We start from the raw sequence: 24275 nt of genomic DNA on the forward strand, positions 1-24275 counted from the left end.
CTCGGCGCACCCGGTTCGACAGCTTGCACCTGTCCAAGGCTTTTGCACCTGCTGTTAGGGAACGGGGAAGAAACTCGTGGCACGCGACGTGCTGACTGACCTGACCAAGGTCCGCAACATCGGCATCATGGCCCACATCGACGCGGGCAAGACCACCACGACCGAGCGTGTTCTGTACTACACCGGGATCACCCACAAGCTCGGTGAGACGCACGACGGTGCGTCCCAGATGGACTGGATGGAAGAGGAGCAGAAGCGGGGTATCACGATCACCTCGGCTGCTACCACGACCTTCTGGGGCGACAACCAGATCAACATCATCGACACCCCCGGGCACGTCGACTTCACCGTCGAGGTGGAGCGCAGCCTGCGGGTACTGGACGGTGCGGTCGCCGTCTTCGACGGCAAGGAAGGCGTCGAGCCGCAGTCCGAGCAGGTCTGGCGCCAGGCGGACAAGTACGACGTCCCCCGCATCTGCTTCGTCAACAAGATGGACAAGCTGGGCGCGGACTTCTACTTCACCGTGGGCACCATCAAGGACCGGCTCAACGCCCGCCCGCTGGTGCTGCAGCTGCCGATCGGCGTCGAGTCCGACTTCGAGGGCGTCGTGGACCTGGTCCACATGAAGGCGCTGACCTGGCGCGGTGAGGTCCAGAAGGGCACGCAGTACGAGGTCGAGGACATCCCGGCCGACTTGGTGGAGACCGCCCAGAAGTACCGCGAGGAGCTCATCGAAGCCGTCGCCGAGAGCGATGAAGAGCTGATGGAGGCTTACTTCGGCGGTGCGGAGCTCACCACGGAGCAGATCAAGAGCGGCATCCGCAAGCTCACCATCGACCGGGAGGCGTTCCCGGTGCTGTGCGGTACCGCGTTCAAGAACAAGGGCGTCCAGCCGATGCTGGACGCGGTGGTCGACTACCTGCCCTCGCCGCTGGACGTCCCGCCGGTGCAGGGCCTGCTGCCCGACGGCGAGACCGCGGCCGAGCGCAAGCCCAGTACCCAGGAGCCGTTCGCGGCGCTGGTGTCGAAGGTCTCGGTCCACCCGTTCTTCGGCAAGCTCACCTACATCCGGGTGTACTCGGGCAAGGTGAGCAACGCTCAGCAGATCATGAACTCCACGCGGGAGCGCAAGGAGCGCATCGGCAAGCTCTTCCAGATGCACTCCAACAAGGAGAACCCGGTCGACGAGGCTCAGGCCGGGCACATCTACGCGGTGGTCGGCCTCAAGGAGACCACCACCGGTGACACGCTCTGCGATCCGGCGAACCCGATCGTGCTGGAGTCGATGAGCTTCCCCGAGCCGGTCATCCAGGTGGCCATCGAGCCGAAGACGAAGGCCGACCAGGAGAAGCTGTCCACGTCGATCCAGAAGCTCGCCGAGGAGGACCCGACCTTCCGGGTCAACCTGGACGACGACACCGGGCAGACCATCATCGGCGGCATGGGTGAGCTGCACCTTGAGGTGCTGGTCAACCGCATGAAGACCGACTTCAAGGTCGAGGCCAACATTGGCAAGCCGCAGGTGGCCTACCGGGAGACCATCCGCAAGTCGATCGAGAAGCACGAGTTCACGCACAAGAAGCAGACCGGTGGTTCCGGCCAGTTCGCGCGCGTGATCATCCAGCTTGACCCGATCGAGCAGACTTCGGACGCCGCGACCTACGAGTTCGAGAACAAGGTCACCGGCGGCCGGATCCCGCGGGAGTACATCCCGTCGGTCGACCAGGGTGCGCAGGACGCCATGCAGTTCGGCGTGCTGGCCGGCTACCCGGTGGTCGGCGTGAAGGTGACCTTGCTCGATGGCCAGTACCACGAGGTCGACTCCTCGGAAATGGCCTTCAAGGTCGCCGGTTCGATGGCGATGAAGGAGGCCGCCGCCAAGGCGTCCCCGGCGTTGCTCGAACCGATGATGGCGGTCGAGGTGACCACGCCCGAGGACTACATGGGCGACGTCATCGGCGACCTGAATTCCCGCCGTGGCCAGGTTCAGGCCATGGAGGAGCGCAGCGGTACCCGCGTCGTCAAGGCACTCGTGCCGCTGTCGGAGATGTTCGGGTATGTCGGCGACCTGCGGTCGAAGACCCAGGGTCGGGCCAACTACTCGATGGTGTTCGACTCCTACGCCGAGGTCCCGTCCAGCGTGGCCAAGGAGATCATCGCCAAGGCGACCGGGGAGTAACGGCACCACTGCCCAGCAGCGGACATCGACGGCCGCAGAAGCCGGGCAAGACGCCGGAGCTACGCTGCGAAGGCGACCGGGGAGCAATCCCCTCCAGTTCGGCGGTGCCGGGCGGGCCGCGGGCCGCGCCCGGCGCCACCAAACCCGACAGGACTCCGCCTGGCACACCAAGTCGTACGGCGGAAAGTTAACAAGTCCAGGAGGACAATCCAGTGGCGAAGGCGAAGTTCGAGAGGGACAAGCCGCACGTCAACATCGGGACCATCGGTCACGTTGACCACGGCAAGACCACGCTCACCGCGGCGATCACCAAGGTGCTGCACGAGCGGTACCCGCAGCTGAACCCCTTCACGCCGTTCGACGAGATCGACAAGGCGCCGGAGGAAAAAGAGCGCGGCATCACGATTCAGATCGCGCACGTCGAGTACCAGACCGAGGCGCGGCACTACGCCCACGTCGACGCTCCGGGTCACGCCGACTACGTGAAGAACATGATCACCGGTGCCGCCCAGATGGACGGTGCGATCCTGGTGGTCGCGGCGACCGACGGCCCGATGCCGCAGACCCGCGAGCACGTGCTGCTCGCGCGCCAGGTCGGCGTCCCGTACATCCTGGTCGCGCTGAACAAGTCCGACATGGTCGAGGACGAGGAGATCCTTGAGCTTGTCGAGATGGAGGTTCGCGAGCTGCTGTCCGAGCAGGAGTTCCCGGGTGACGACGCTCCGGTCGTCCGCGTCTCCGCGCTCAAGGCGCTGGAAGGCGACCAGGGCTGGTCGGACAAGATCATCGAGCTGCTGGACGCGGTCGACGCCAACATTCCGGACCCGGAGCGCGAGGTCGACAAGCCGTTCCTCATGCCGGTCGAGGACTCCTTCTCCATCACCGGCCGCGGCACCGTGGTGACCGGTCGCGTCGAGCGCGGCGTCATCAAGGTGAACGAGGAGGTGGAGATGGTCGGCATCAAGGACAAGGCCATCAAGACCACCGTCACCGGCGTCGAGATGTTCCGCAAGCTGCTCGACCAGGGTCAGGCGGGCGACAACGTGGGTCTGCTGATCCGCGGTGTCAAGCGCGAGGACGTCGAGCGCGGCATGGTCGTCGTGAAGCCCGGCACCACCACCCCGCACACCGAGTTCGAGGCGCAGGTCTACATCCTGTCCAAGGACGAGGGTGGCCGGCACACGCCGTTCTTCAACAACTACCGGCCGCAGTTCTACTTCCGCACCACCGACGTGACCGGTGTGGTGACCCTTCCCGAGGGCACCGAGATGGTCATGCCGGGCGACAACACCGAGATGTCGGTGCAGCTCATCCAGCCGATCGCGATGGACGAGGGCCTTCGCTTCGCGATCCGCGAGGGTGGCCGCACGGTCGGCGCCGGTCGCGTCACCAAGATCGTCAAGTGACGTGACGAGGGCCTGTTCCGCCTGGGCGGGGCAGGCCCTCTTTCGGGTTTCCGGTGCGTACGAGCGCCGGAAACCCACCCCCGATTCGGGGTGGCGTGCTGGGTATGCCATCCTGTACGGGTTGCTCGTTGGCAGGTGGTCGACCTCGGGTGTTCCCGAGGTTCGGCCGCTCTGCTGCGAGGGCCTCCCGCCCTTGTTCGCAGGGACCGGTCCGCACCGGGCCCGCTTCACCGCTCGCGGTGGTGGAGCGAGCGGGGTGGCCAACCGAAAGATGTAACGGGCTCCGGCCCACCCCACGGCGACGTTCGAGGGGACCGGTACGCGGCTTCCGGGCGACACGCCCGACCGCAGGTACCGGGCATCAAAGACCTGAACAGGGGCGGACCGAGGACTGTGACTCGTGGCCGGGGCATCCGGCATCGGGACATCACATGGCCGAGGCCGCGTGGGGCACCACCGCCCGGGATGGGTGCTTGGCACCCGCTCAATACGTAACCGCGGCACGAGACAAGAGGAACGGCAAGCCACTATGGCGGGACAGAAGATCCGCATCCGGCTCAAGGCCTACGACCACGAGGCGATCGACGCGTCCGCACGCAAGATCGTCGAGACCGTGACGCGCACCGGCGCTCGGGTCGTGGGGCCGGTGCCGCTGCCCACGGAGAAGAACGTCTACTGCGTCATCCGCTCCCCGCACAAGTACAAGGATTCGCGGGAGCACTTCGAGATGCGGACGCACAAGCGGCTCATCGACATCCTCGAACCGACGCCGAAGACGGTTGACGCGTTGATGCGCATCGACCTGCCAGCCAGCGTCGACGTGAACATCCAATAAGGGACGGCAGGCGACGGGCCGCTCGCTTGCCGGGTCGGCCACTGCAGCTGGAGAGAACGAGACCAATGTCTGACAGGCAGATCAAGGGTGTTCTGGGCACCAAGCTCGGTATGACCCAGGTCTTCGACGACAAGAACCGGGTCGTCCCGGTGACTGTCGTGCAGGCCGGGCCGAACGTGGTCACCCAGGTCCGCACCCAGGAGAAGGACGGCTACTCGGCCGTGCAGCTGGCGTATGGCGCCATCGACCCGCGCAAGGTGAACAAGCCGCGCACCGGCCACTTCACCAAGGCCGGGGTCACCCCGCGCCGGCACGTCGTCGAGCTGCGCACCGGTGACGCCGGTGAGTACGAAGCCGGCCAGGAGGTCACCGCCGACGTGTTCGAGTCGGGCGCGGTGGTCGACGTGGTCGGCACGAGCAAGGGCAAGGGCTTCGCCGGGACGATCAAGCGCCACGGTTTCGCGCGGCAGGGTGCCAGCCACGGTACGCAGGCCGTGCACCGCAAGCCGGGCTCCATCGGCGGCTGCGCGTACCCGGGTCGCGTGTTCAAGGGCATGCGGATGGCGGGCCGGATGGGCTCGAACCGGGTGACCACGCAGAACCTGCAGGTGCACAAGGTCGAGTCCGAGACCGGCCTGCTGCTGATCAAGGGTGCCGTGCCCGGCCCGAAGGGCGGGTTGGTCCTGGTTAAGAGTCCCGCGAAGGGTGGTGCGTGATGAGCTTGACGCTCGACGTCCGTACCCCGGACGGCAAGACGGACGGCACCGTTGAGCTGCCGGCCGAGATCTTCGACGCGCAGGCGAACGTCGCGCTGATGCACCAGGTCGTGGTGGCCCAGCTGGCCGCAGGCCGGCAGGGCACGCACGCCACCAAGACGCGCGGCCAGGTCGCCGGCGGCAGCAAGAAGCCGTACCGGCAGAAGGGCACCGGTAACGCCCGCCAGGGCTCGATCCGGGCGCCGCAGTTCGTCGGTGGTGGCACCGTGCACGGCCCGCAGCCGCGGGACTACAGCCAGCGGACCCCGAAGAAGATGAAGGCCGCCGCGCTGCGCGGCGCCCTCTCCGACCGGGTTCGCGCCGGCCAGCTGCACGTGGTCACGCACGTGGTCGGTGGCGAGACGCCGTCCACCAAGCAGGGCAAGACCGCGCTGCGCAACTGGACCGACCGCAAGAAGGTGCTCGTCGTGCTCGACCGGCACGAGGAGGAGAACTCCTGGTTGAGCCTGCGCAACCTGCAGAACGTGCACCTGCTCGACCCCGGTCAGCTGAACACCTACGACGTTCTGAACAGCGATGACGTGGTGTTCACCAAGACCGCGTACGAGCGCTTCGTCGCCGGTCGTTCGGCCAAGGCCGCCGCGTCTTCGGCAGAGGAGGCAGACCAGTGAGCGCCGATCCGCGAGACATCATCATCGCGCCGGTGATCTCCGAGAAGAGCTACGGCCTGCTGGAGCAGAACCAGTACACGTTCCTGGTTGATCCGCGGTCGAACAAGACGGAGATCAAGATCGCGGTGGAGAAGATCTTCAACGTGAAGGTCGCCAACGTGAACACGATCAACCGCGAGGGAAAGCGCAAGCGCACCCGCACCGGGTACGGCAAGCGCAAGAACACCAAGCGGGCGATCGTCTCCCTTTCCCCGGAGAGCAAGCCGATCGAGATCTTCGGCGGACCGGCCGCTTGACCGGCGCTGATTAGGACGAGGTTGCGTTAGAGATGGGCATTCGCAAGTACAAGCCGACGACGCCGGGCCGTCGCGGCGGAAGCGTGTCCGACTTCGCCGAGATCACCAGGTCGGAGCCGGAGAAGTCGCTGGTCCGCCCGCTGAACAAGCAGGCAGGTCGGAACGCGCAGGGCAAGATCACCACGCGGCACAAGGGTGGTGGCCACAAGCGGGCCTACCGCCTGATCGACTTCCGCCGCAACGACAAGGACGGTGTGCCGGCCAAGGTCGCGCACATCGAGTACGACCCCAACCGCAGCGCGCGGATCGCTCTGCTGCACTACGCCGACGGCGAGAAGCGCTACATCGTGGCGCCCAACGGCGTGAAGCAGGGCCACCGGGTGGAGAACGGCGCTCAGGCCGACATCAAGCCCGGGAACAACCTGCCGCTGCGCAACATCCCCACCGGTACCGTGATCCACGCGATCGAGCTGCGCCCGGGCCAGGGCGCGAAGATCGCGCGTTCCGCCGGTGCCCGGGTTCAGCTGGTGGCCAAGGACGGCCCGTTCGCCCAGCTGCGGATGCCCTCCGGGGAGATCCGCAACGTGGACGCCCGGTGCCGCGCCACGGTCGGCGAGGTTGGCAACGCCGAGCACGCCAACATCAACTGGGGCAAGGCGGGCCGTTCGCGCTGGCGCGGCAAGCGCCCGACCGTGCGCGGTGTCGTCATGAACCCGGTGGACCACCCGCACGGTGGTGGTGAGGGCAAGACCTCGGGTGGCCGCCACCCGGTCAACCCCAAGGGCAAGGCGGAAGGCCGTACGCGGCTGCGCAAGCCCAGTGACAGGCTCATCGTTCGTCGTCGCCGCACCGGCAAGAAGAAGCGCTGAGCAGGGAGGTAAGCAGAAATGCCACGCAGCCTGAAGAAGGGCCCGTTCGTGGACGACCACCTGCTCAAGAAGGTGGACGCGCTGAACGAGTCGGGCAAGAAGACCGTGATCAAGACCTGGTCCCGCCGGTCCACGGTCATCCCGGACATGCTCGGTCACACCTTCGCGGTGCACGACGGCCGTAAGCACGTTCCGGTGTTCATCACCGAGGCGATGGTCGGGCACAAGCTGGGCGAATTCGCGCCGAGCCGCACGTTCAAGGGCCACGTCAAGGAAGACCGGAAGTCGCGCCGCCGCTGAGCGGGTCTGTGACACGAACGAGTAAGAGCAAGGGGTAGCAGGATGACAGCCCGTTCCGACGACACTGCCGCGGAGCTCCCGCGCGCAGTGGCGCGGGCCCGGTTCGTCCGCGTTTCGCCGATGAAGGCGCGCCGCGTGGTCGAGCTCATCAAGGGCCGGAGCGCCAGCGAAGCCCTGGCCGTGCTTAAGTTCGCGCCGCAGACCGCAAGCGGTCCGGTGTCGAAGGCGCTCGCCAGTGCGATGGCCAACGCGGAGAACAACAATTCCCTCGACCCGGCCACGTTGTGGGTCAACCACGCGTACGTGGACGAGGGCCCGACGTTGAAGCGGTTCCGCCCGCGTGCGCAGGGTCGTGCGTACCGGATCCGCAAGCGGACCAGTCACATCACGGTCGAGGTCGAGTCGCGGCCGCAGACGGCCGGCAAGTCCCGAAAGAGCCAGAAGGGAAGTGCCCGGTAGTGGGTCAGAAGATCAACCCGCACGGCTTCCGACTCGGCATCACCACGGACTGGAAGTCCCGCTGGTACGCCGACAAGCAGTATTCGGAGTACGTCGCGGAGGACGTCAAGATCCGCCGTCAGCTCTCCCGCGGCATGGAGCGCGCCGGCATCTCCAAGGTCGAGATCGAGCGGACCCGCGAGCGGGTGCGGGTGGATATCCACACCGCCCGCCCGGGCATCGTGATCGGCCGCCGGGGTGCCGAGGCCGACCGCATCCGCGGGTCGCTGGAGAAGCTGACCGGCAAGCAGGTCCAGCTGAACATCCTTGAGGTGAAGAACTCCGAGGCGGACGCGCAGCTCGTCGCGCAGGGCGTGGCCGAGCAGCTGTCCAACCGGGTCTCCTTCCGCCGGGCGATGCGCAAGGCCATGCAGTCGGCCATGCGTTCGCCGCAGGTCAAGGGCATCCGGGTGCAGTGCTCGGGTCGCCTGGGCGGGGCTGAGATGTCCCGGTCGGAGTTCTACCGCGAGGGCCGGGTCCCGCTGCACACGCTGCGCGCGGACATCGACTACGGCTTCTTCGAGGCCCGCACCACGTTCGGCCGCATCGGCGTCAAGGTGTGGATCTACAAGGGTGAACTGGTCGGCGGCCTGAAGCAGAAGCAGCAGGAGTCCGAGGTCCGTCCGCCGCGCGGTGGTGCCGGCGGTGGGGACCGCGGTGACCGAGGTGGCCGTTCGGAGCGCGGCGGGCGCCGTCGCGGTTCCGGTGGAGACCGCGGCAAGGGCTCGGCTCAGAGCCCGGAGCAGGCGCAGACCGCGGGTGACGTGGCCTCCGCCAGCGCTCCGGCCGTTGCTGAGCCGCAGGCCGAAGAGAAGACGGAGGGCTGAGACGTGCTCGTCCCACGCAAGGTGAGGTGGCGCAAGAGCCACGCGCCGAAGCGAAAGGGCTTCGCGAAGGGTGGCACCCGGATCAACTTCGGCGAGTACGGGATCCAGGCGGTCGAGCACGCCTACGTGACGAACCGCCAGATCGAATCGGCCCGTATCGCCATCAACCGGCACGTGAAGCGTGGCGGCAAGGTCTGGATCAACATCTTCCCGGACCGCCCGCTGACCAAGAAGCCGGCCGAAACCCGCATGGGTTCCGGTAAGGGCTCCCCGGAGTACTGGGTCGCCAACGTCAAGCCCGGTCGCGTCATGTTCGAGTTGACCTTCCCGAACGAGAAGACGGCGATCGAGGCGCTGACCCGTGCGGCGCACAAGCTCCCGATGAAGTGCAAGATCGTGTCCCGCGAGGGTGGTGACTTCTGATGGCAGCGGGTGTCACCGCGTCCGAGCTCCGGGATCTCGACAACGAGGAGCTCATCGAACGGCTGCGGGAAGCCAAGGAGGAGCTGTTCAACCTCCGCTTCCAGATGGCTACCGGTCAGCTGCAGAACAACCGGCGGCTGCGTGTGGTCCGCAAGGACATCGCCCGGGTCTACACCATCATGCGCGAGCGCGAATTGGGCCTGACGGTTTCCGCCGAGGGCGCTGAGGAGGGCGCGGCATGAGCGAGAAAGGACAGGGCGTGACCCGCAACAGCCGCAAGGTCCGCGAAGGCTACGTCGTCTCCGACAAGATGGAGAAGACGATCGTGGTCTCGCTGCAGGACCGCAAGAAGCACGCGCTCTACGGCAAGATCATGCGGCAGACCACCAAGGTCAAGGCGCACGACGAGGCCAACGATGCCGGGGTCGGCGACCGGGTCCTCCTGATGGAGACTCGCCCGCTGTCCTCGGACAAGCGCTGGCGGCTCGTCGAGGTCGTGGAGAAGGCCAAGTAATCGACCGGGTGCGCGGTCGGCCTGTGCTGCCGGCCGCGCTCCCGGCGTGACCGCGCGCGTCAAGTCGGAAATTTGGCGCGCCAGAGTGTGCTCGGGCGACGAGGTTCGAGCACTTAGGGTCAGGGAGTCAGACGTGATCCAGCAGGAATCGCGACTGCGCGTCGCCGACAACACCGGGGCCAAGGAGATCCTTACGATCCGGGTCCTCGGTGGTTCCGGTCGGCGCTACGCCGGTCTCGGAGACATCATCGTGGCGACCGTCAAGGAAGCCATGCCCGCTGCGGGCATCAAGAAGGGCGATGTGGTCAAGGCCGTCATCGTCCGGCAGAAGAAGGAGAGGCGTCGTCCGGACGGTTCCTACATCCGGTTCGACGAGAACGCCGCCGTGCTGGTCAAGCCGGGCGGTGAGCCGCGGGGCACGCGCATCTTCGGGCCGGTGGCCCGCGAGCTGCGCGACAAGCGGTTCATGAAGATCATCTCGCTCGCGCCGGAGGTGCTGTGATGAAGATCAAGAAGGGCGACTCCGTCGTCGTCATCTCCGGCAAGGACAAGGGCGCCAAGGGCAAGGTCATCCAGGCCTTCCCGAAGGAGGACCGGGTCCTGGTCGAGGGTGTCAACCGGATCAAGAAGCACACCAAGGTCTCTCGGACCGAGCGCGGTGCCCAGTCCGGCGGCATCGTCACCCAGGAAGCGCCGATCCACGTCAGCAACGTGATGGCGCTGGACTCCGACGGCCAGCCCACGCGGGTCGGCTACCGCACCGGTGAGGACGGCAAGAAGGTCCGCATTTCTCGTCGTAACGGTAAGGACATCTAAACTCATGTCGACGGTGGAAAAAGACGCTGAGAAGATCGTCCCGCGGCTGAAGCTCCGCTACCGCGACGAGATCCGCGACGCGCTGCAGCAGGAGTTCCAGTACGCCAACCCCATGCAGCTGCCCGGCCTGGTCAAGGTCGTGGTGAACATGGGCGTCGGCGACGCCGCACGGGACAGCAAGCTCATCGAAGGCGCAGTTCGCGACCTGGGGGCCATCACCGGTCAGCGCCCCGAGGTCCGGCGGGCCCGCAAGTCCGTCGCGCAGTTCAAGCTGCGCGAGGGGATGCCCATCGGCGCCCGGGTGACCCTGCGCGGGGACCGGATGTGGGAGTTCCTGGACCGGCTGATCACCATTTCGCTGCCGCGAATCCGGGACTTCCGCGGGCTGTCGGCCAAGCAGTTCGACGGCAACGGCAACTACACGTTCGGGTTGAGTGACCAGTCGATGTTCCACGAAATCGACCCCGACTCGATCGACCGCCCCCGCGGCATGGACATCACCGTGGTCACCAAGGCCAACACGGACGACGAGGGCCGGTCGCTGCTCAAGCAGCTGGGCTTCCCGTTCAAGGACGAGTGACCCGTGGGCCTCGCTGTGGATCCAAACGAGGAGAACTGATCCGATGGCCAAGAAGGCGCTGATCATCAAGGCCGCGCGCAAGCCCAAGTTCAAGGTTCGCGGGTACACCCGCTGCCAGCGGTGCGGGCGTCCGCGCTCGGTGTACCGCAAGTTCGGGCTGTGCCGGGTGTGCTTCCGCGACATGGCGCACGCCGGCGAGCTGCCGGGCGTGCACAAGTCCTCCTGGTGACCCGCGGCCGCCTGCCCGAGCCGTACCGCAGGCCGGTACCCTCGGGCAGGCGCCGCCACCAGGGCTGATGCCCGCGCACCAGCGGTGAAGGCCGTGCTTGCACGCGAACGACAGGCCTGCCCCGGTGGCAGGCGATGACCCCGACTTCGTCCAGGCCAGGGTCCAGACGCTCCCGGTTCGCCGGGAGTCGCGATCCGGACCCGTCGGAACCAGACGAGAAAGGTTGAGTAGGTCATGACGATGACCGACCCGATCGCAGACATGCTCACACGTCTGCGCAACGCCAACTCGGCGTTTCACGACGAGGTCGTGATGCCGCACTCGAAGCTGAAGGCGAACATCGCCGAGATGCTGCAGCGGGAGGGCTACGTGTCCGGCTCCCGCGTCGAGGACGCCGAGGTGGGCAAGAAGCTCGTTGTCGAGCTCAAGTTCGGCCCGAACCGCGAGCGGAGCATCGCGGGCCTGCGCCGGGTCTCCAAGCCCGGTCTGCGGGTGTACGCCAAGTCCAACAACCTGCCGAAGGTGCTGGGCGGACTCGGCGTCGCGATCATCTCGACCTCCGGCGGTCTGCTGACCGACCGGCAGGCCATGAAAAAGGGCGTGGGCGGGGAAGTCCTCGCCTACGTCTGGTGAGGGAGGAGGAACGGATATGTCGCGCATCGGAAAGCTGCCGATCACCGTCCCCTCCGGTGTCGAGGTGACCATCGACGGTCAGACGGTCTCCGTGAAGGGGCCGAAGGGCTCGCTGTCGAGTGAGGTCGCCGCCCCGATCACCGTTGAGCGGGACGAGGACGGCTCCTTGCTGGTCAAGCGGCCCGACGACGAGCGCGAGTCGCGCTCGCTGCACGGGCTCAGCCGCACGCTGGTCAACAACATGGTGCTGGGCGTGAGCCAGGGCTTCCAGAAGGACCTGGAGATCCAGGGCGTCGGTTACCGGGTGCTGCAGAAGGGCTCGAACCTGGAGTTCGCGCTCGGCTACAGCCACCCGATCGTGATCGAGCCCCCGGAAGGCATCGAGTTCTCCACCGACGGGCCGTCGAAGCTCTCGGTCAAGGGCATCGACAAGCAGCTGGTGGGTGAGATCGCCGCCAGGATTCGCAAGCTTCGCCGCCCCGACCCGTACAAGGGCAAGGGTGTCCGCTACGCGGGTGAGAACATCCGCCGGAAGGTCGGAAAGACGGGTAAGTGACCATGAGCGAGACGACAGCTACCAACCGCAAGCCGGTGGGCAAGGACATCTCGACCGTGCGTCGGATTTCCCGGGCCAAGCGGCACACCCGGCTGCGCAAGAAGATCCTCGGCACGGCAGAGCGGCCGCGCCTGGTCGTGACGCGCTCCCTGCGCAACATCACCGCGCAGGTGATCGACGACACGAAGGGCCACACGCTGGCCTCCGCCACCAGCTTGGAGAACGATCTCCAGGCGTTCGAGGGCGACAAGACGGCCAAGTCCACCAAGGTCGGCGAGCTGGTCGCGGCCCGCGCGAAGAACGCGGGCATCGACAAGGTCGTGTTCGACCGGGGCGGCAACGCCTACCACGGCCGCGTGGCCGCACTGGCAGACGCCGCCCGCGACGGCGGACTGGAGTTCTGACAAGTGGCTAAGAACGACAACGAAAGGGACGCCTGATGCCTGGACGCACTCGGCGTGAGGGCGGAGAGTCCGGCGGCAAGGACCGCAAGGACCGCCGCGACGGTGGCCGTGGCGGGGCGGCCCAAGAGAAGACCCCGCAGTTCGAGCGGGTCGTGACCATCAACCGCGTCGCGAAGGTCGTCAAGGGCGGTCGGCGGTTCAGCTTCACCGCGCTGGTCGTCGTCGGCGACGGGGACGGCATGGTCGGTGTCGGTTACGGCAAGGCCAAGGAAGTCCCCTCGGCGATCGCCAAGGGCGTCGAGGAGGCGAAGAAGAACTTCTTCCGCGTCCCGCGCCTGTCCGGCACGATCACCCACCCGGTGCAGGGCGAGGACGCGGCGGGCATCGTGCTGCTGCGTCCGGCCAGCGCCGGTACCGGTGTCATCGCCGGCGGTCCGGTCCGCGCGGTGCTGGAGTGCGCCGGTGTGCACGATGTGCTGAGCAAGTCGCTGGGCAGCGACAACCCGATCAACATCGTGCAGGCCACCGTCCACGCGCTCAAGCAGCTGCAGCGCCCGGAGGAGGTCGCTGCTCGCCGCGGTCTGCCGCTGGAGGACGTCGCGCCGGCTTCGATGCTGCGGGCCCGCGCTGGTCAGGAGGTCTGATCAGAGATGGCAGAGCTGAAGATCACGCAGGTCCGCGGCCTGGTCGGTACCCGGCAGGCCCAGCGGGACACGATGCGCAGCCTCGGGCTGCGCAAGATCCGGCAGTCCGTCGTCCGGCCGGACGACGCGCACGTGCGTGGCCAGATCAACGCCGTTCGGCACCTGGTCACGGTCGAGGAGGTCTGATCATGGTCATCAAGCTGCATGATCTGCGACCCGCCCCGGGATCCAACCGCGACAAGATCCGTGTCGGCCGTGGTGAGGCTTCCAAGGGCAAGACCGCTGGTCGCGGTACGAAGGGCACCAAGGCCCGCAAGACCGTCTCGCCCCGCTTCGAGGGCGGGCAGATGCCGATCCAGATGCGGTTGCCGAAGCTTCGCGGCTTCAAGAACCGCTTCCGCACCGAGTACCAGGGTGTGAACGTCGGCAAGCTGGTCGAGGCGTTCCCGCAGGGCGGCAAGGTCGGCATCGACGAGCTGATCGGTGCGGGCCTGGTCAAGAAGAACGAGCTCGTGAAGATCCTCGGCGACGGGGACCTCGCGGGCGTGCGGCTGGAGGTGAGCGCGCACGCGTTCACCGGTAGCGCGCAGGAGAAGATCACCGCCGCGGGTGGTTCGGCGACCAAGCTGGACCGCTGAGGCGGACTTCGGCCCGGAGCGGGGGTCGGACGGCATCACGATGTCGTCCGGCCCCCGCTTTTCGTCGTGTGGCCGGAGTTCCGCGCTGCGGCTCGGTGCCGTTTTCCCACTCGATTTGATGATCATCGACCGGCTGTTCCGCCCGCGGCGTCGGGCGGTGTCCGGTTCGCCCGGGTACGCGGTCGGAAATTCCGCTGTGGCGCGGCGTGTCGCGACCGGTGCCGCCCCGGAGCGCCCGATTGAATTGGCAACGCCGCGGATTCACCGCGCGTGCCGGCGCCCGGGATCCCGGTGCGCGGTCCCGGCGGAGGTCCGGGGCGGGACCGGCAGGGTTGCCCAGGGCGAACGTTTCGCCGTCGTGGCAGGTGAAACGGCGTCCGGTGCCGGCTCCGCGGTGATGTCCGGTGGTTCTTCGGTCGCTGACCGTGGTTTCTGCCACGCCTGCTAAGGTCGCCCCGGCAGTACCGTGCCAGCTGCGGTCCTGCAAGAATCCCGCCGCGCCGGCTTGCTGGAAGTCGGCCACCGTCCCGGCCGGTCTCGACCGGCTCGCGTACAGGAGGTTCGCGTGCTCGGCGCCTTCCGCTCGGCTCTGGCGACGCCGGACCTGCGCCGCAAGATCCTGTTCACACTGGGCATGGTCGTGCTGTACCGGCTCGGCGCGACGATTCCGTCGCCCGGGGTCTCGTACCCGAATGTCCAGCAGTGCATCGAACAGGTGCAGGGCACCGGTGCGGACAGCGTCTACTCGATGCTGAACCTCTTCAGCGGTGGCGCGCTGCTCCAGCTGTCGGTGCTGTCGCTGGGCATCATGCCCTACATCACGGCCAGCATCATCGTGCAGCTGCTGCAGGTGGTCATCCCGCGCTTCGAGCAGCTGAAGAAGGAAGGCCAGTCCGGGCAGGCGAAGCTGACCCAGTACACCCGGTACCTGGCCATCGCGCTCGCGGTGCTGCAGGCGACCGGTGTGGTGGCGCTGGCGGTGCGCGGACAGCTCTTCCCGGGCTGCACCGTTCCGGTCGTGCCGGACAACTCGGTGCTCAACCTGATCGTGGTCGTGCTGGTCATGACCGCGGGCGCCGCCCTGCTGATGTGGATGGGCGAGCTCATCACCGAGCGGGGCATCGGCAACGGCATGTCGCTGCTGATCTTCGCCTCCATCGCGGCCCGCGTCCCGGCCGAGGGCGGCAACATCCTGAACTCGCACGGCCCGCTGGTCTTCGCGGTGGTCTGCTGCTTCGCCGTGGCCATCATCGCCACGGTGGTGTTCATCGAGCAGGCGCAGCGGCGGATCCCCGTGCAGTACGCCAAGCGCATGATCGGCAGGCGGATGTACGGCGGTACGTCGACCTACCTGCCGCTGAAGGTGAACCAGGCCGGTGTCATCCCGGTCATCTTCGGTTCCTCGCTGCTCTACCTGCCGCAGCTGCTCGGCCAGCTCGCCGGCAACCAGGACACCTGGTGGGCGCGGTTCATTCAGACCTACATCGTCGACCCGTCCAGCTGGGTGCACATCCTGCTGTACATGGGGCTGATCGTGTTCTTCGCGTACTTCTACGTGTCGATCACGTTCAACCCGGAAGAGCGCGCCGACGACATGAAGAAGTTCGGCGGCTTCATCCCGGGCATCCGCCCCGGGCGCCCGACCGCCGAGTACCTCAGCTACGTGCTGTCCCGGATCACGCTCCCGGGCTCGCTGTACCTCGGCGTGATCGCGATCCTGCCGAACTTCTTCCTGGGCTTGACCGGTGGTCAGGGCCAGAACCAGAACTTCCCGTTCGGCGGTACGGCGGTGCTGATCATGGTCAACGTGGGTCTGGACACGGTGAAGCAGATCGAGAGCCAGCTCACGCAGCGCAAGTACGAAGGCTTCCTCCGGTAAAATCGGCTGCCCGAGTTCAGCCCCGCCCCAGCCGGTCGCCGGGAACGGCGGCCGCGGGCGGGGTTGGGCGGCGGCCGAGGCCGCAGATCCCGCAGTGGTGGATCCGCGTAGGGTCCACGCGGAGCTGGTTGCCCGGTGGCAGGGAGGGCAGGCGGCGCGCTCGTCAGCATCTGGCGCGCGTTCGGATTGATTCGAAAGGCAGATCCTTGGTGCGACTGGTTCTCGTGGGCCCGCCCGGTGCGGGCAAGGGCACCCAAGCGGCCGTGCTCAGCGAGCGGCTCGACGTTCCGCACATCTCCACCGGAGATCTGTTCCGCGCGAACATCGGCAACGAGACGCCGCTCGGCCAGAAGGCGCAGAGCTACATGGACGCGGGTGAGCTCGTGCCGGACGAGGTCACCAACGAGATGGTCCGGGACCGCTTGGCCGACAGCGACGCGCAGAAGGGCTTTCTGCTCGACGGCTACCCGCGCAACACGGCGCAGGCCGAGGTGCTCAGCGAGATCCTCGGCGCCAACGGTGTCGAGCTGACCGCGGTGGTGCAGTTCGACGTGCCGGAGGAGGAGCTGGTGCGCCGGATGCTCGACCGCGGCCGGTCGGACGACACCGAGGACGTGATCCGCAGGCGGTTGGCGGTCTACCGCGAGGAGACCGAGCCGTTGCTGGAGTACTACGCGGATCGAATCGTCAAGATCGACGCGATGGGCACGGTCGAGCAGATCTCCGATCGGGCCCAGGAAGCGCTGCGCGGGCGCTCCTGAACACAGTGCCGCCGGGACCCGGCGGTTCGACCGACTCCGAGCCCCGGTGACGGCTGCGTCCGCCGCCGGGGCTCGGAGTCGGAAGCAGCGCCGTCGCTGACCGGTGCGGGATGCGGTCCCGGTGCAGCGCAGTCAGGCTTTCCGGCAGACCGGGTGCCGACGCGGGTCGAATCCCCGGTCCGCGGACATCGATCATGCTGAGGTGGGTGCATTGTTGCGTCGGGGGAAGGGCATCGAGCTCAAGTCGCGCGGGGAGATCGAGGCGATGCGCGCCGCCGGTCTGGTCGTGTCGCGCGCGCTGGCGGCGGTCGCGGACCGCGCGGCGCCCGGGGTGAGCACCGCGGAGATCGACCAGGTCGCCGAGCAGGTCATCCGGGATGCCGGTGCGGTGCCGTCGTTCAAGGGTTACCACGGCTTCCCGGCGTCGGTGTGCGCCTCGCTGAACGAGAAGGTCGTGCACGGCATCCCGTCCGGTCGCGAGACGCTGTCCGAGGGCGATCTGCTCTCGGTCGATTGCGGCGCGATCCTGGACGGCTGGCACGGTGATTCGGCCGTCACGCTGGCCATCGGTGCGGTCCCCCCGAAGGCGCTGGCGCTGTCCGCGGCGACCGAGGCGGCTATGTGGGCCGGTATCGAGCAGGTCCGCGCGGGCAACCGGCTGACCGACATCTCGCACGCGGTGGAGTCCGCAGCCCGTGCCGCGGCCGCGGCCGACGGCACCGAGTACGGGATCATCGCCGAGTACGGCGGGCACGGCATCGGCACCCGGATGCACATGGAGCCGTTCTTGCCCAACCTGGGCAAGCCGGGACGCGGGCCCAAGCTCAAGGTCGGGATGGCGATCGCGGTCGAGCCGATGCTGACGCTCGGCTCGGCGGAGACCGAGGAGCTGGCCGATCAGTGGACCGTGGTCACCGAGGACGGATCGGCCGCGGCGCACTGGGAGCACACGGTGGCGATCACCGAGGACGGCCCCTGGGTGCTGACCGCGCCGGAGGACTGAGCCACCGGCTGTGGCGGCGGGGCCCACTCGGCGGCTTCGCTACCCGCCCGTTGGTGGTCAGGACCGGTGCGGCCTGCGGCAGGCGTAGACGCGGGCGGGCGGGACGTTGGCCCACACCGTCGACCTGGGCAGCACCTCGTCGAAGGTCTCGTGCAGCACGTCGATGAACGCGCGAGTCGACGCGCGCCACAGCGTGGTGACGTACGTGACCGTGGTGAACACGCCCGCCGGGGACAACAGGGCGGCGACCTCGCCGAGCAGCTCGCGCTGCTTGGCGACGGGCAGCAGGGTCCACGGGATGCTGCTGATCGCGGCGTCCACCTGGTGCACCCCGGCGGCGGCGAGCAGTTTCCCCAGGTGGGCCGCGTCGCCTTCGATCACTTCCAGCCAGGGCTTGGTGTCGCGCAGGTAGCGCACGAGCTTCGGGTCGATCTCCACCGCGATGTGCCGGGCGCCGTCGGGGAGCTTGGCGCGGATCTCGTCGCTGAGCGCGCCGGTCCCCGGGCCCAGTTCCAGGACCACGGGGCTGCCTGAGCCGGGTACCACGCCCGCGACGGCGGCGGCGACGTGCCGCGAGGTGGGCAGCACCGCTCCCACGGTCGACGGCTGCCGGACCGCACGGGTCAGGAACGTCCGGTACTCGCGCAGTTTGTCACCTTTGTCCACAGCTACTCCTGCCGGTCGCCATGCCGGTCACGGTATCTCGTCCGCCGCGGGGCGCGTGCGCGCGTACCGCCTGGGCAGCGGGCCGGATGGGCGGAAAAGGACGCCCGCGCGCGAATCGTGCGGCGGTTCGCCGGTTTCGTTCCGCACGTCGGTGCGTGCAGCGGCCGAGGCGCCGCTGGGGCGGAGTCAGGATGCGGTGCGCGCGCCCTGGGCGGGCCGGTGCAGTGGGCGGCGGCAGATGTAGTGCAGGATCGGCGGGAAGCTGCGCCACGTGGTGTGCGTGACGACCTCGTCGAAGGTCGAGCCGAGCCTGCTGCGGAACTGCCTGCCGCCGCTGGTGCGTCCCGCCGGGACGTAGGTCAGCGCGGTGAATGCGCCGTGCGGGCGCAGCGAAGCGGTCACCTGTTCGAGGATGTGCTCCTGGTCGGCCCCGGACAGCAGGGACCAGGGGATGCTGCTGATGACGGCGTCCGCCCGGTCCACGCCCATGCCGTCCAGCAGCGCGCGTAGATCGCCGGCATCGCCCTGGGCGACGTGCATCCACGGCTTGCTGCTGCGCAGATGCTCGGCGAGCTCGCGGCTGAGCTCGATACCGATGTGCCGGGCGCCCTCCGGGAGCCTGCGGGCGATGCCGTTGCTCAGCGATCCGGTCCCGGGGCCGAGCTCGACCACCACCGGCCGACCGGTCGTGGGCACGACCTGGGCGACGGTGGCCGCGGTAGCCGCGGTGGTGGGGGTGGCGGCGCCGATCATCCGGGGGTGGCGCACGGCCGTGCCGAGGAAGGTGCGGTACTCGGCGAGCTTGCCCGCGGTGCCGCGCGTGATCCGGGTCACCGCGCGTACGGGGGTCGGTACGCGCTGGTCGGGCTGGGGTTGCACGGCTCTCCTCGCTCGCTGGCCTTCGCCGGCTGCCGCCGGGCGTCGAGCACTTGATCGAAACTAATGAGGTTGCGATGACCCGCGCAAGGTAGCGCGCAGCACTCCGGCTGCCGGTACCCGCCGCCGCTGTGTGCGCAGCGCCGATGACCTGCCCCGTTGTGGAGGGCCGCAACGGCGGCGAGTAGCATGGAGCCTCGGCGCACTCGTGGCGCCGGTTCGTCGCGCCTGGCTGCCTTGTCGAGGATAGCCAATCCGCATTTCGAATCGGGGTCGGGAGTGTGCTCGCTGCGGCTGCCGGGGCCTCCGGAGGTCGCAGCGGGACTTTGTCCGAAAACCGTCACCGTCACGAAACGCGGAGGACATGGGCAAGAAGGACGGGGCCATTGAGGTCGAGGGTCGGGTGATCGAACCGCTCCCCAACGCGATGTTTCGTGTCGAGTTGGAGAACGGCCACAAGGTCCTCGCACATATCAGTGGCAAGATGCGTCAGCACTACATCCGCATCCTGCCCGAGGACCGGGTTGTGGTGGAACTCTCGCCATACGACCTTTCCCGTGGGCGCATCGTCTACCGCTACAAGTGACCTCCACGGTGTCCGGGAGACCGGACACGCGTCCGAGCAGGAGAGCACGACCGTGAAGGTCCAGCCGAGTGTGAAGCGAATCTGCGACAACTGCCAGATCATCCGCCGCCACGGCCGGGTGCTGGTCATCTGCGACAACAAGCGCCACAAGCAGCGCCAGGGTTGATCGCGGGCCCGCAGGGCATCGCCGACGAACAGTAGAACTCCCCCAACCTGCCGGCTCGGGAGATGAGCCGGTTGACCCCCGGACCAGGCCGGGGCTCCGCACCCGAGTGCGGGGACGGTGGAGGAGAAGACCTGGCCACAGAGAAGGAGAAGGGGGCCGCATGGCTCGGCTCGCCGGAGTCGACCTCCCGCGCGACAAGCGCATGGAGATCGCGCTCACGTACATCTACGGCATCGGCCGTACCCGTTCGAAGGAGATCCTGAACCAGACCGGGATCTCTCTCGACGTCCGCCCGAAGGACCTCGACGACGACCAGCTGACCAAGCTGCGCGATCACATCGAGGACAACTACCGGGTCGAGGGCGACCTCCGCCGCGAGGTCCAGGCCGACATTCGCCGGAAGATCGAGATCGGCTGCTACCAGGGCTGGCGGCACCGCCGTCACCTGCCGTTGCACGGGCAGCGGACCAAGACCAACGCCCGTACCCGCAAGGGGCCGAAGAAGACGGTCGCCGGCAAGAAGAAGGCCGGGAAGAAGTAAGCCTCGCTAGGAGACCAACACAGCTATGCCACCCAAGGCTCGCGCCGGGGCCGTCAAGAAGGTCCGGCGCAAGGAGAAGAAGAACGTTGCTCACGGGCAAGCCCACATCAAGAGCACGTTCAACAACACCATCGTTTCGATCACCGACCCGACCGGTGCGGTGATCAGCTGGGCGTCCGCCGGGCACGTCGGGTTCAAGGGCTCGCGCAAGTCCACCCCGTTCGCCGCGCAGATGGCTGCGGAGAACGCCGCCCGCAAGGCCGCCGAGCACGGCATGAAGAAGGTCGACGTCTTCGTGAAGGGCCCGGGCTCGGGCCGCGAGACGGCGATCCGCTCGCTGCAGGCCGCCGGCCTGGAGGTCGGCACCATCCAGGACGTCACCCCGCAGCCGCACAACGGCTGCCGCCCGCCGAAGCGCCGTCGGGTCTGAGCCGCGGGAAGGGAGAGTAAGAAGAAATGGCTCGTTACACCGGCCCCGCGACTCGCAAGTCCCGTCGCCTCAAGGTCGACCTCATCGGTGGTGACCAGGCGTTCGAGCGTCGTCCTTACCCGCCGGGCCAGCACGGCCGCGCGCGGATCAAGGAGACCGAGTACCTGCAGCAGCTCCAGGAGAAGCAGAAGGCGAAGTACACCTACGGTGTGCTGGAGCGCCAGTTCCGCTCGTACTACGAGACGGCCAACCGGCGCCCCGGCAAGACGGGTGACAACCTGCTGCAGCTGCTGGAGTCCCGGCTGGACAACGTCGTGTACCGCTCCGGCCTGGCCCGCACCCGCCGCATGGCGCGGCAGCTGGTCAGCCACGGCCACTTCGTGGTCAACGGCAAGCGGGTGAACGTCCCCAGCTTCCAGGTCTCGAAGTGGGACATCATCGACGTCAAGCCGAAGTCCCAGGCCAGCACCCCGTTCGTCATCGCCAAGGAGACCCTCGGCGAGCGGCCGGTTCCGGGCTGGCTGCAGGTCGTCCCGTCCAGCCTCCGCATCCTGGTGCACCAGCTCCCGGAGCGGGCGCAGATCGATACCCCGGTCACCGAGCAGCTCATCGTCGAGCTCTACTCGAAGTGACGCGTGGCGCCGGCGGTCCCGCACCGCCGGCGCGCGCCGCGGTCGGCGGTGCAGGAAGCCGCCACCGGCCCGCCCTGGGCGGGCACCGCATCCCATCGGCGTCAAATAGCGGGCGTCGTGAGGAAAGGAAACCGAAATGCTCATCTCCCAGCGACCCTCGCTGTCCGAGGAGGCAGTCTCGGAGACCCGCTCCCGGTTCGTCATCGAACCGCTGGAGCCCGGCTTCGGCTACACCCTCGGCAACTCGCTGCGTCGCACGCTGCTCTCCTCGATTCCGGGAGCGGCGGTCACCAGCCTGCGCATCGACGGTGTGCTGCACGAGTTCACCACGATCCCGGGTGTGAAGGAGGACGTCACCGACGTCATCCTGAACATCAAGGAACTGGTCGTCAGTTCCGAAGAGGACGAGCCGGTGACGATGTACCTGCGCAAGCAGGGCCCGGGTGAGGTCACCGCAGCCGACATCGTGCCCCCGGCCGGTGTCACGGTGCACAACCCGGATCTGCACATCGCCACGCTGAACGCGAAGGGCAAGCTGGAGATCGAGCTCGTCGTCGAGCGTGGTCGTGGCTACGTCCCCGCGATGCAGAACAAGCAGACCGGCGCCGAGATCGGCCGCATCCCGGTGGACTCGATCTACTCGCCGGTGCTGAAGGTGACCTACAAGGTCGAGGCGACCCGCGTCGAGCAGCGCACGGACTTCGACAAGCTGATCCTCGACGTGGAGACCAAGCCGTCGATCACCCCGCGCGATGCGGTGGCGTCGGCCGGTCGCACCCTCGTGGAGCTGTTCGGGCTCGCGCGCGAGCTCAACATCGACGCCGAGGGCATCGAGATCGGGCCGTCTCCGGCGGAGGCGGACACCATCGCGGCCTACGCGATGCCGATCGAGGACCTCGACCTGACGGTGCGCTCCTACAACTGCCTCAAGCGGGAAGGCATCCACACCGTCGGTGAACTGGTCTCGCGCAGCGAGGCCGACCTGCTGGACATCCGCAACTTCGGTGCGAAGTCCATCGACGAGGTCAAGATGAAGCTGGCGGGCCTGGGGCTCGCGCTCAAGGACAGCCCGCCCGGGTTCGACCCGTCCGCTGCTGCGGCCGAGTACCCCGCCGAGGGCTGGTCCGCCGATGAGGACGACGAGCCCATCGGTGCGGTCGGCCCCGTCGAGGACGCCGGCTACGACGACGGTCAGGACTACGCGGAGACAGAGCAGCTGTAGCTGTGTTGCGCGTCCGGGGTCACCGGCGCGCGCCCGAGAGGAGCAACCGATGCCCACCCCGACGAAGGGTCCGCGTCTCGGCGGATCGCCGTCGCACGAGCGGCTGATGCTGGCCAACCTGGCCACCTCGCTGTTCGAGCACGGGCGGATCACCACGACCGAGGCGAAGGCGAAACGGCTGCGGCCGATCGCCGAGCGACTGATCACCAAGGCGAAGAAGGGCGACCTGCACAACCGTCGCGAGGTCATGAAGACCATCCGCGACAAGGATGTCGTGCACAAGCTGTTCGCCGAGATCGGTCCGTTCTTCGCCGACCGCAACGGCGGGTACACCCGCGTCATCAAGACGATGCCGCGCAAGGGTGACAACGCGAAGATGGCCGTCATCTCGTTGGTGACCGAGAAGACCGCCACCGCCGAGGCCGAGGCCGCCCGCGGCACGAAGTTCGCCAAGGACGAGCCGAAGGCCGAGGAGGCCGCACCGGCCGCGGACGAGTCGGCGGACGCCGCCGAGACCCCGGCCGAGGAGACCACCGAGGAGAAGAAGGACGAGTCCTGATTCGCTCCGGTGACATCCCGAACGAGCCCGCCGCCCCCGCCGGGGACGGCGGGCTCGTTCGTGTGCGCATCGACCTCGCCTACGACGGTGCCGGTTTCTCGGGGTGGGCCCGGCAGCCGGGCCTGCGCACGGTGCAGGGGCTGGTCGAGGACGCGCTCGCCAAGCAACCACCCGGCCGCCGGGTGCCGGGATCGGTCGTGGTCGCCGGCCGGACGGATGCCGGGGTGCACGCGGGTGGCCAGGTGGTGCACGCCGATGTCGTGCCGCTGGACGAGGCCGACCGCACCCGGTTCGCGCTGGACGAGCACGGCATTCCCGACCTGAGCCGCATGCGGCACCGGTGGAACCGGCTGCTCCCGCCGGACGTGCGGGTGCTGGGCGCCCGCGTGGTGCCGGACGCCTTCGACGCCCGGTTCTCCGCGCTGCGCAGGCACTACCGCTACCAGGTCTCCGACGCGCCCTGGGGCGCGGATCCGCTGCGCAGGCACGACACGCTGGGCTGGAACCGCCCGGTGGACGTGGCCGCGCTCAACGACGGTGCGCGGGAACTGCTGGGGCTCAACGATTTCGCGGCCTACTGCAAACCACGTCCGGGCGCCACCACGGTGCGCGAGCTGCAGGACTTCCGCTGGGAGCGGGTGGCCGAGCACCTGGTCGTCGCGCACGTCACGGCGGACGCGTTCTGCCATTCGATGGTGCGCAGCCTGGTGGGCACGCTGCTCATGGTCGGCGACGGCCGGCGGCCGAGCGGCTGGCCCGGCGAGCTGCTGCGCGGCGGGGAGCGCACCAGTGCGGTGGCCCCAGCGCACGGTCTGACGCTGGCCGGGGTCGACTACCCGGACGATGCCGCGTTGGCCGCCCGGGCCGAGCAGGCCAGGGCACTGCGCTCGCTGGAGTGACGCCGCCCGGCAGCAGAAGAG

General features: G+C 68.1%; 36 protein-coding genes. 34 read left to right on the plus strand and 2 right to left on the minus strand.

Annotation, left to right across the window (positions count from 1 at the left end; all coding sequences use genetic code 11):
* Positions 1-76 precede the first annotated feature (76 nt).
* The 26 genes from fusA to map all read left to right on the plus strand — a co-directional run bounded on the left by fusA (position 77) and on the right by map (position 17677).
* Positions 77-2179: an elongation factor G gene (fusA, locus tag IQ251_RS11025; protein WP_193928423.1), complete on the plus strand. Its 2103-nt coding sequence runs from the start codon at positions 77-79 to the stop codon at positions 2177-2179.
* 212 nt (positions 2180-2391) lie between these two features.
* Positions 2392-3585: an elongation factor Tu gene (gene tuf, locus IQ251_RS11030; RefSeq protein WP_193928424.1), complete on the plus strand. Its 1194-nt coding sequence runs from the start codon at positions 2392-2394 to the stop codon at positions 3583-3585.
* A gap of 529 nt (positions 3586-4114) precedes the next feature.
* Positions 4115-4420: a 30S ribosomal protein S10 gene (gene rpsJ, locus IQ251_RS11035; protein WP_009948626.1), complete on the plus strand. Its 306-nt coding sequence runs from the start codon at positions 4115-4117 to the stop codon at positions 4418-4420.
* A gap of 65 nt (positions 4421-4485) precedes the next feature.
* Complete coding sequence (gene rplC / locus IQ251_RS11040) at positions 4486-5136, plus strand: 50S ribosomal protein L3 (protein WP_193928425.1); 651 nt, start codon at positions 4486-4488, stop codon at positions 5134-5136.
* Complete coding sequence (gene rplD, locus IQ251_RS11045) at positions 5136-5807, plus strand: 50S ribosomal protein L4 (protein WP_193928426.1); 672 nt, start codon at positions 5136-5138, stop codon at positions 5805-5807. The genes rplC and rplD overlap by 1 nt, the downstream gene beginning before the upstream one ends.
* The gene (rplW, locus tag IQ251_RS11050; protein ID WP_193928427.1) at positions 5804-6103 is read left to right on the plus strand and encodes a 50S ribosomal protein L23; all 300 of its coding nucleotides are present in this window, start codon (positions 5804-5806) and stop codon (positions 6101-6103) included. The genes rplD and rplW overlap by 4 nt, the downstream gene beginning before the upstream one ends.
* Positions 6104-6135: 32 nt before the next feature.
* Positions 6136-6972: a 50S ribosomal protein L2 gene (gene rplB, locus IQ251_RS11055; RefSeq protein WP_193928428.1), complete on the plus strand. Its 837-nt coding sequence runs from the start codon at positions 6136-6138 to the stop codon at positions 6970-6972.
* An 18-nt stretch (positions 6973-6990) separates the two neighbouring features.
* The gene (rpsS, locus tag IQ251_RS11060) at positions 6991-7272 is read left to right on the plus strand and encodes a 30S ribosomal protein S19 (protein WP_193928429.1); all 282 of its coding nucleotides are present in this window, start codon (positions 6991-6993) and stop codon (positions 7270-7272) included.
* A gap of 42 nt (positions 7273-7314) precedes the next feature.
* The gene (gene rplV, locus IQ251_RS11065; protein ID WP_193928430.1) at positions 7315-7731 is read left to right on the plus strand and encodes a 50S ribosomal protein L22; all 417 of its coding nucleotides are present in this window, start codon (positions 7315-7317) and stop codon (positions 7729-7731) included.
* Positions 7731-8597 (plus strand): 30S ribosomal protein S3, encoded by an 867-nt coding sequence (gene rpsC / locus IQ251_RS11070; protein ID WP_193928431.1) that lies wholly within the window; start codon positions 7731-7733, stop codon positions 8595-8597. Before rplV ends, rpsC begins: the two co-directional genes overlap by 1 nt.
* Positions 8598-8600: 3 nt before the next feature.
* On the plus strand, positions 8601-9020 hold the full coding sequence (gene rplP / locus IQ251_RS11075) for a 50S ribosomal protein L16 (protein WP_193928432.1): 420 nt from the start codon (positions 8601-8603) through the stop codon (positions 9018-9020).
* The gene (gene rpmC / locus IQ251_RS11080) at positions 9020-9262 is read left to right on the plus strand and encodes a 50S ribosomal protein L29 (protein ID WP_193928433.1); all 243 of its coding nucleotides are present in this window, start codon (positions 9020-9022) and stop codon (positions 9260-9262) included. The genes rplP and rpmC overlap by 1 nt, the downstream gene beginning before the upstream one ends.
* Positions 9259-9534 (plus strand): 30S ribosomal protein S17, encoded by a 276-nt coding sequence (gene rpsQ / locus IQ251_RS11085; RefSeq protein ID WP_193928434.1) that lies wholly within the window; start codon positions 9259-9261, stop codon positions 9532-9534. Before rpmC ends, rpsQ begins: the two co-directional genes overlap by 4 nt.
* 133 nt (positions 9535-9667) lie before the next feature.
* On the plus strand, positions 9668-10036 hold the full coding sequence (gene rplN, locus IQ251_RS11090) for a 50S ribosomal protein L14 (RefSeq protein ID WP_193928435.1): 369 nt from the start codon (positions 9668-9670) through the stop codon (positions 10034-10036).
* A complete protein-coding gene (gene rplX, locus IQ251_RS11095; RefSeq protein WP_193928436.1) occupies positions 10036-10350 on the plus strand; it encodes a 50S ribosomal protein L24 in 315 nt (104 codons plus the stop codon). The genes rplN and rplX overlap by 1 nt, the downstream gene beginning before the upstream one ends.
* Positions 10351-10354: 4 nt before the next feature.
* Positions 10355-10930: a 50S ribosomal protein L5 gene (rplE, locus tag IQ251_RS11100; RefSeq protein WP_193928437.1), complete on the plus strand. Its 576-nt coding sequence runs from the start codon at positions 10355-10357 to the stop codon at positions 10928-10930.
* A 43-nt stretch (positions 10931-10973) separates the two neighbouring features.
* Positions 10974-11159 (plus strand): type Z 30S ribosomal protein S14, encoded by a 186-nt coding sequence (locus tag IQ251_RS11105; RefSeq protein ID WP_193928438.1) that lies wholly within the window; start codon positions 10974-10976, stop codon positions 11157-11159.
* Between the two features lie 234 nt (positions 11160-11393).
* Positions 11394-11792, plus strand: coding sequence for a 30S ribosomal protein S8 (gene rpsH / locus IQ251_RS11110; protein ID WP_193928439.1), 399 nt, complete (start codon positions 11394-11396; stop codon positions 11790-11792).
* Between the two features lie 16 nt (positions 11793-11808).
* Positions 11809-12348 carry a 50S ribosomal protein L6 gene (rplF, locus tag IQ251_RS11115; protein WP_193928440.1) on the plus strand — a complete coding sequence of 180 codons (540 nt, stop codon included), beginning with the start codon at positions 11809-11811 and terminating at the stop codon, positions 12346-12348.
* 2 nt (positions 12349-12350) lie between these two features.
* Positions 12351-12752, plus strand: coding sequence for a 50S ribosomal protein L18 (gene rplR / locus IQ251_RS11120; protein WP_193928441.1), 402 nt, complete (start codon positions 12351-12353; stop codon positions 12750-12752).
* A gap of 35 nt (positions 12753-12787) precedes the next feature.
* Positions 12788-13396 (plus strand): 30S ribosomal protein S5, encoded by a 609-nt coding sequence (rpsE, locus tag IQ251_RS11125; protein ID WP_193928442.1) that lies wholly within the window; start codon positions 12788-12790, stop codon positions 13394-13396.
* Positions 13397-13402: 6 nt separating this feature from the next.
* Positions 13403-13582 (plus strand): 50S ribosomal protein L30, encoded by a 180-nt coding sequence (gene rpmD / locus IQ251_RS11130; protein WP_193928443.1) that lies wholly within the window; start codon positions 13403-13405, stop codon positions 13580-13582.
* Positions 13583-13584: 2 nt separating this feature from the next.
* Positions 13585-14034: a 50S ribosomal protein L15 gene (gene rplO, locus IQ251_RS11135; protein WP_193928444.1), complete on the plus strand. Its 450-nt coding sequence runs from the start codon at positions 13585-13587 to the stop codon at positions 14032-14034.
* A gap of 565 nt (positions 14035-14599) precedes the next feature.
* The gene (gene secY, locus IQ251_RS11140; protein WP_193928445.1) at positions 14600-15913 is read left to right on the plus strand and encodes a preprotein translocase subunit SecY; all 1314 of its coding nucleotides are present in this window, start codon (positions 14600-14602) and stop codon (positions 15911-15913) included.
* A gap of 206 nt (positions 15914-16119) precedes the next feature.
* The gene (locus tag IQ251_RS11145; protein WP_193928446.1) at positions 16120-16674 is read left to right on the plus strand and encodes an adenylate kinase; all 555 of its coding nucleotides are present in this window, start codon (positions 16120-16122) and stop codon (positions 16672-16674) included.
* A gap of 211 nt (positions 16675-16885) precedes the next feature.
* Positions 16886-17677, plus strand: coding sequence for a type I methionyl aminopeptidase (gene map / locus IQ251_RS11150; protein WP_193928447.1), 792 nt, complete (start codon positions 16886-16888; stop codon positions 17675-17677).
* Between the two features lie 57 nt (positions 17678-17734).
* Here map and IQ251_RS11155 read toward each other — a convergent pair whose 3' ends face one another.
* Together IQ251_RS11155 and IQ251_RS11160 are read right to left on the minus strand one after the other, a co-directional pair.
* Complete coding sequence (locus tag IQ251_RS11155; RefSeq protein ID WP_193928448.1) at positions 17735-18343, minus strand: class I SAM-dependent methyltransferase; 609 nt, start codon at positions 18341-18343, stop codon at positions 17735-17737.
* Positions 18344-18529: 186 nt separating this feature from the next.
* Complete coding sequence (locus IQ251_RS11160; RefSeq protein WP_370591328.1) at positions 18530-19177, minus strand: class I SAM-dependent methyltransferase; 648 nt, start codon at positions 19175-19177, stop codon at positions 18530-18532.
* A 406-nt stretch (positions 19178-19583) separates the two neighbouring features.
* Between IQ251_RS11160 and infA the strand changes: the two genes are divergently transcribed.
* The 8 genes from infA (at position 19584) to truA (ending at position 24254) form a co-directional block, all read left to right on the plus strand.
* Positions 19584-19805, plus strand: a complete 222-nt coding sequence (gene infA / locus IQ251_RS11165) for a translation initiation factor IF-1 (RefSeq protein ID WP_009948665.1) — start codon at positions 19584-19586, stop codon at positions 19803-19805.
* 52 nt (positions 19806-19857) lie between these two features.
* Entirely contained in the window at positions 19858-19971 is a 114-nt protein-coding gene (rpmJ, locus tag IQ251_RS11170; protein WP_193928449.1) for a 50S ribosomal protein L36, read from the plus strand.
* A gap of 160 nt (positions 19972-20131) precedes the next feature.
* The gene (gene rpsM / locus IQ251_RS11175) at positions 20132-20512 is read left to right on the plus strand and encodes a 30S ribosomal protein S13 (protein WP_193928450.1); all 381 of its coding nucleotides are present in this window, start codon (positions 20132-20134) and stop codon (positions 20510-20512) included.
* Between the two features lie 25 nt (positions 20513-20537).
* Positions 20538-20942, plus strand: a complete 405-nt coding sequence (rpsK, locus tag IQ251_RS11180; RefSeq protein ID WP_093414154.1) for a 30S ribosomal protein S11 — start codon at positions 20538-20540, stop codon at positions 20940-20942.
* A 26-nt stretch (positions 20943-20968) separates the two neighbouring features.
* The gene (gene rpsD, locus IQ251_RS11185; protein WP_193928451.1) at positions 20969-21574 is read left to right on the plus strand and encodes a 30S ribosomal protein S4; all 606 of its coding nucleotides are present in this window, start codon (positions 20969-20971) and stop codon (positions 21572-21574) included.
* A 136-nt stretch (positions 21575-21710) separates the two neighbouring features.
* Positions 21711-22796, plus strand: a complete 1086-nt coding sequence (locus IQ251_RS11190; protein WP_193928452.1) for a DNA-directed RNA polymerase subunit alpha — start codon at positions 21711-21713, stop codon at positions 22794-22796.
* Positions 22797-22845: 49 nt separating this feature from the next.
* Positions 22846-23355 (plus strand): 50S ribosomal protein L17, encoded by a 510-nt coding sequence (rplQ, locus tag IQ251_RS11195; protein WP_193928453.1) that lies wholly within the window; start codon positions 22846-22848, stop codon positions 23353-23355.
* A gap of 62 nt (positions 23356-23417) precedes the next feature.
* Positions 23418-24254: a tRNA pseudouridine(38-40) synthase TruA gene (truA, locus tag IQ251_RS11200; protein WP_370591329.1), complete on the plus strand. Its 837-nt coding sequence runs from the start codon at positions 23418-23420 to the stop codon at positions 24252-24254.
* Positions 24255-24275 lie beyond the last annotated feature (21 nt).

This window comes from Saccharopolyspora montiporae, assembly GCF_015209505.1.
Classification (GTDB): domain Bacteria; phylum Actinomycetota; class Actinomycetes; order Mycobacteriales; family Pseudonocardiaceae; genus Saccharopolyspora; species Saccharopolyspora montiporae.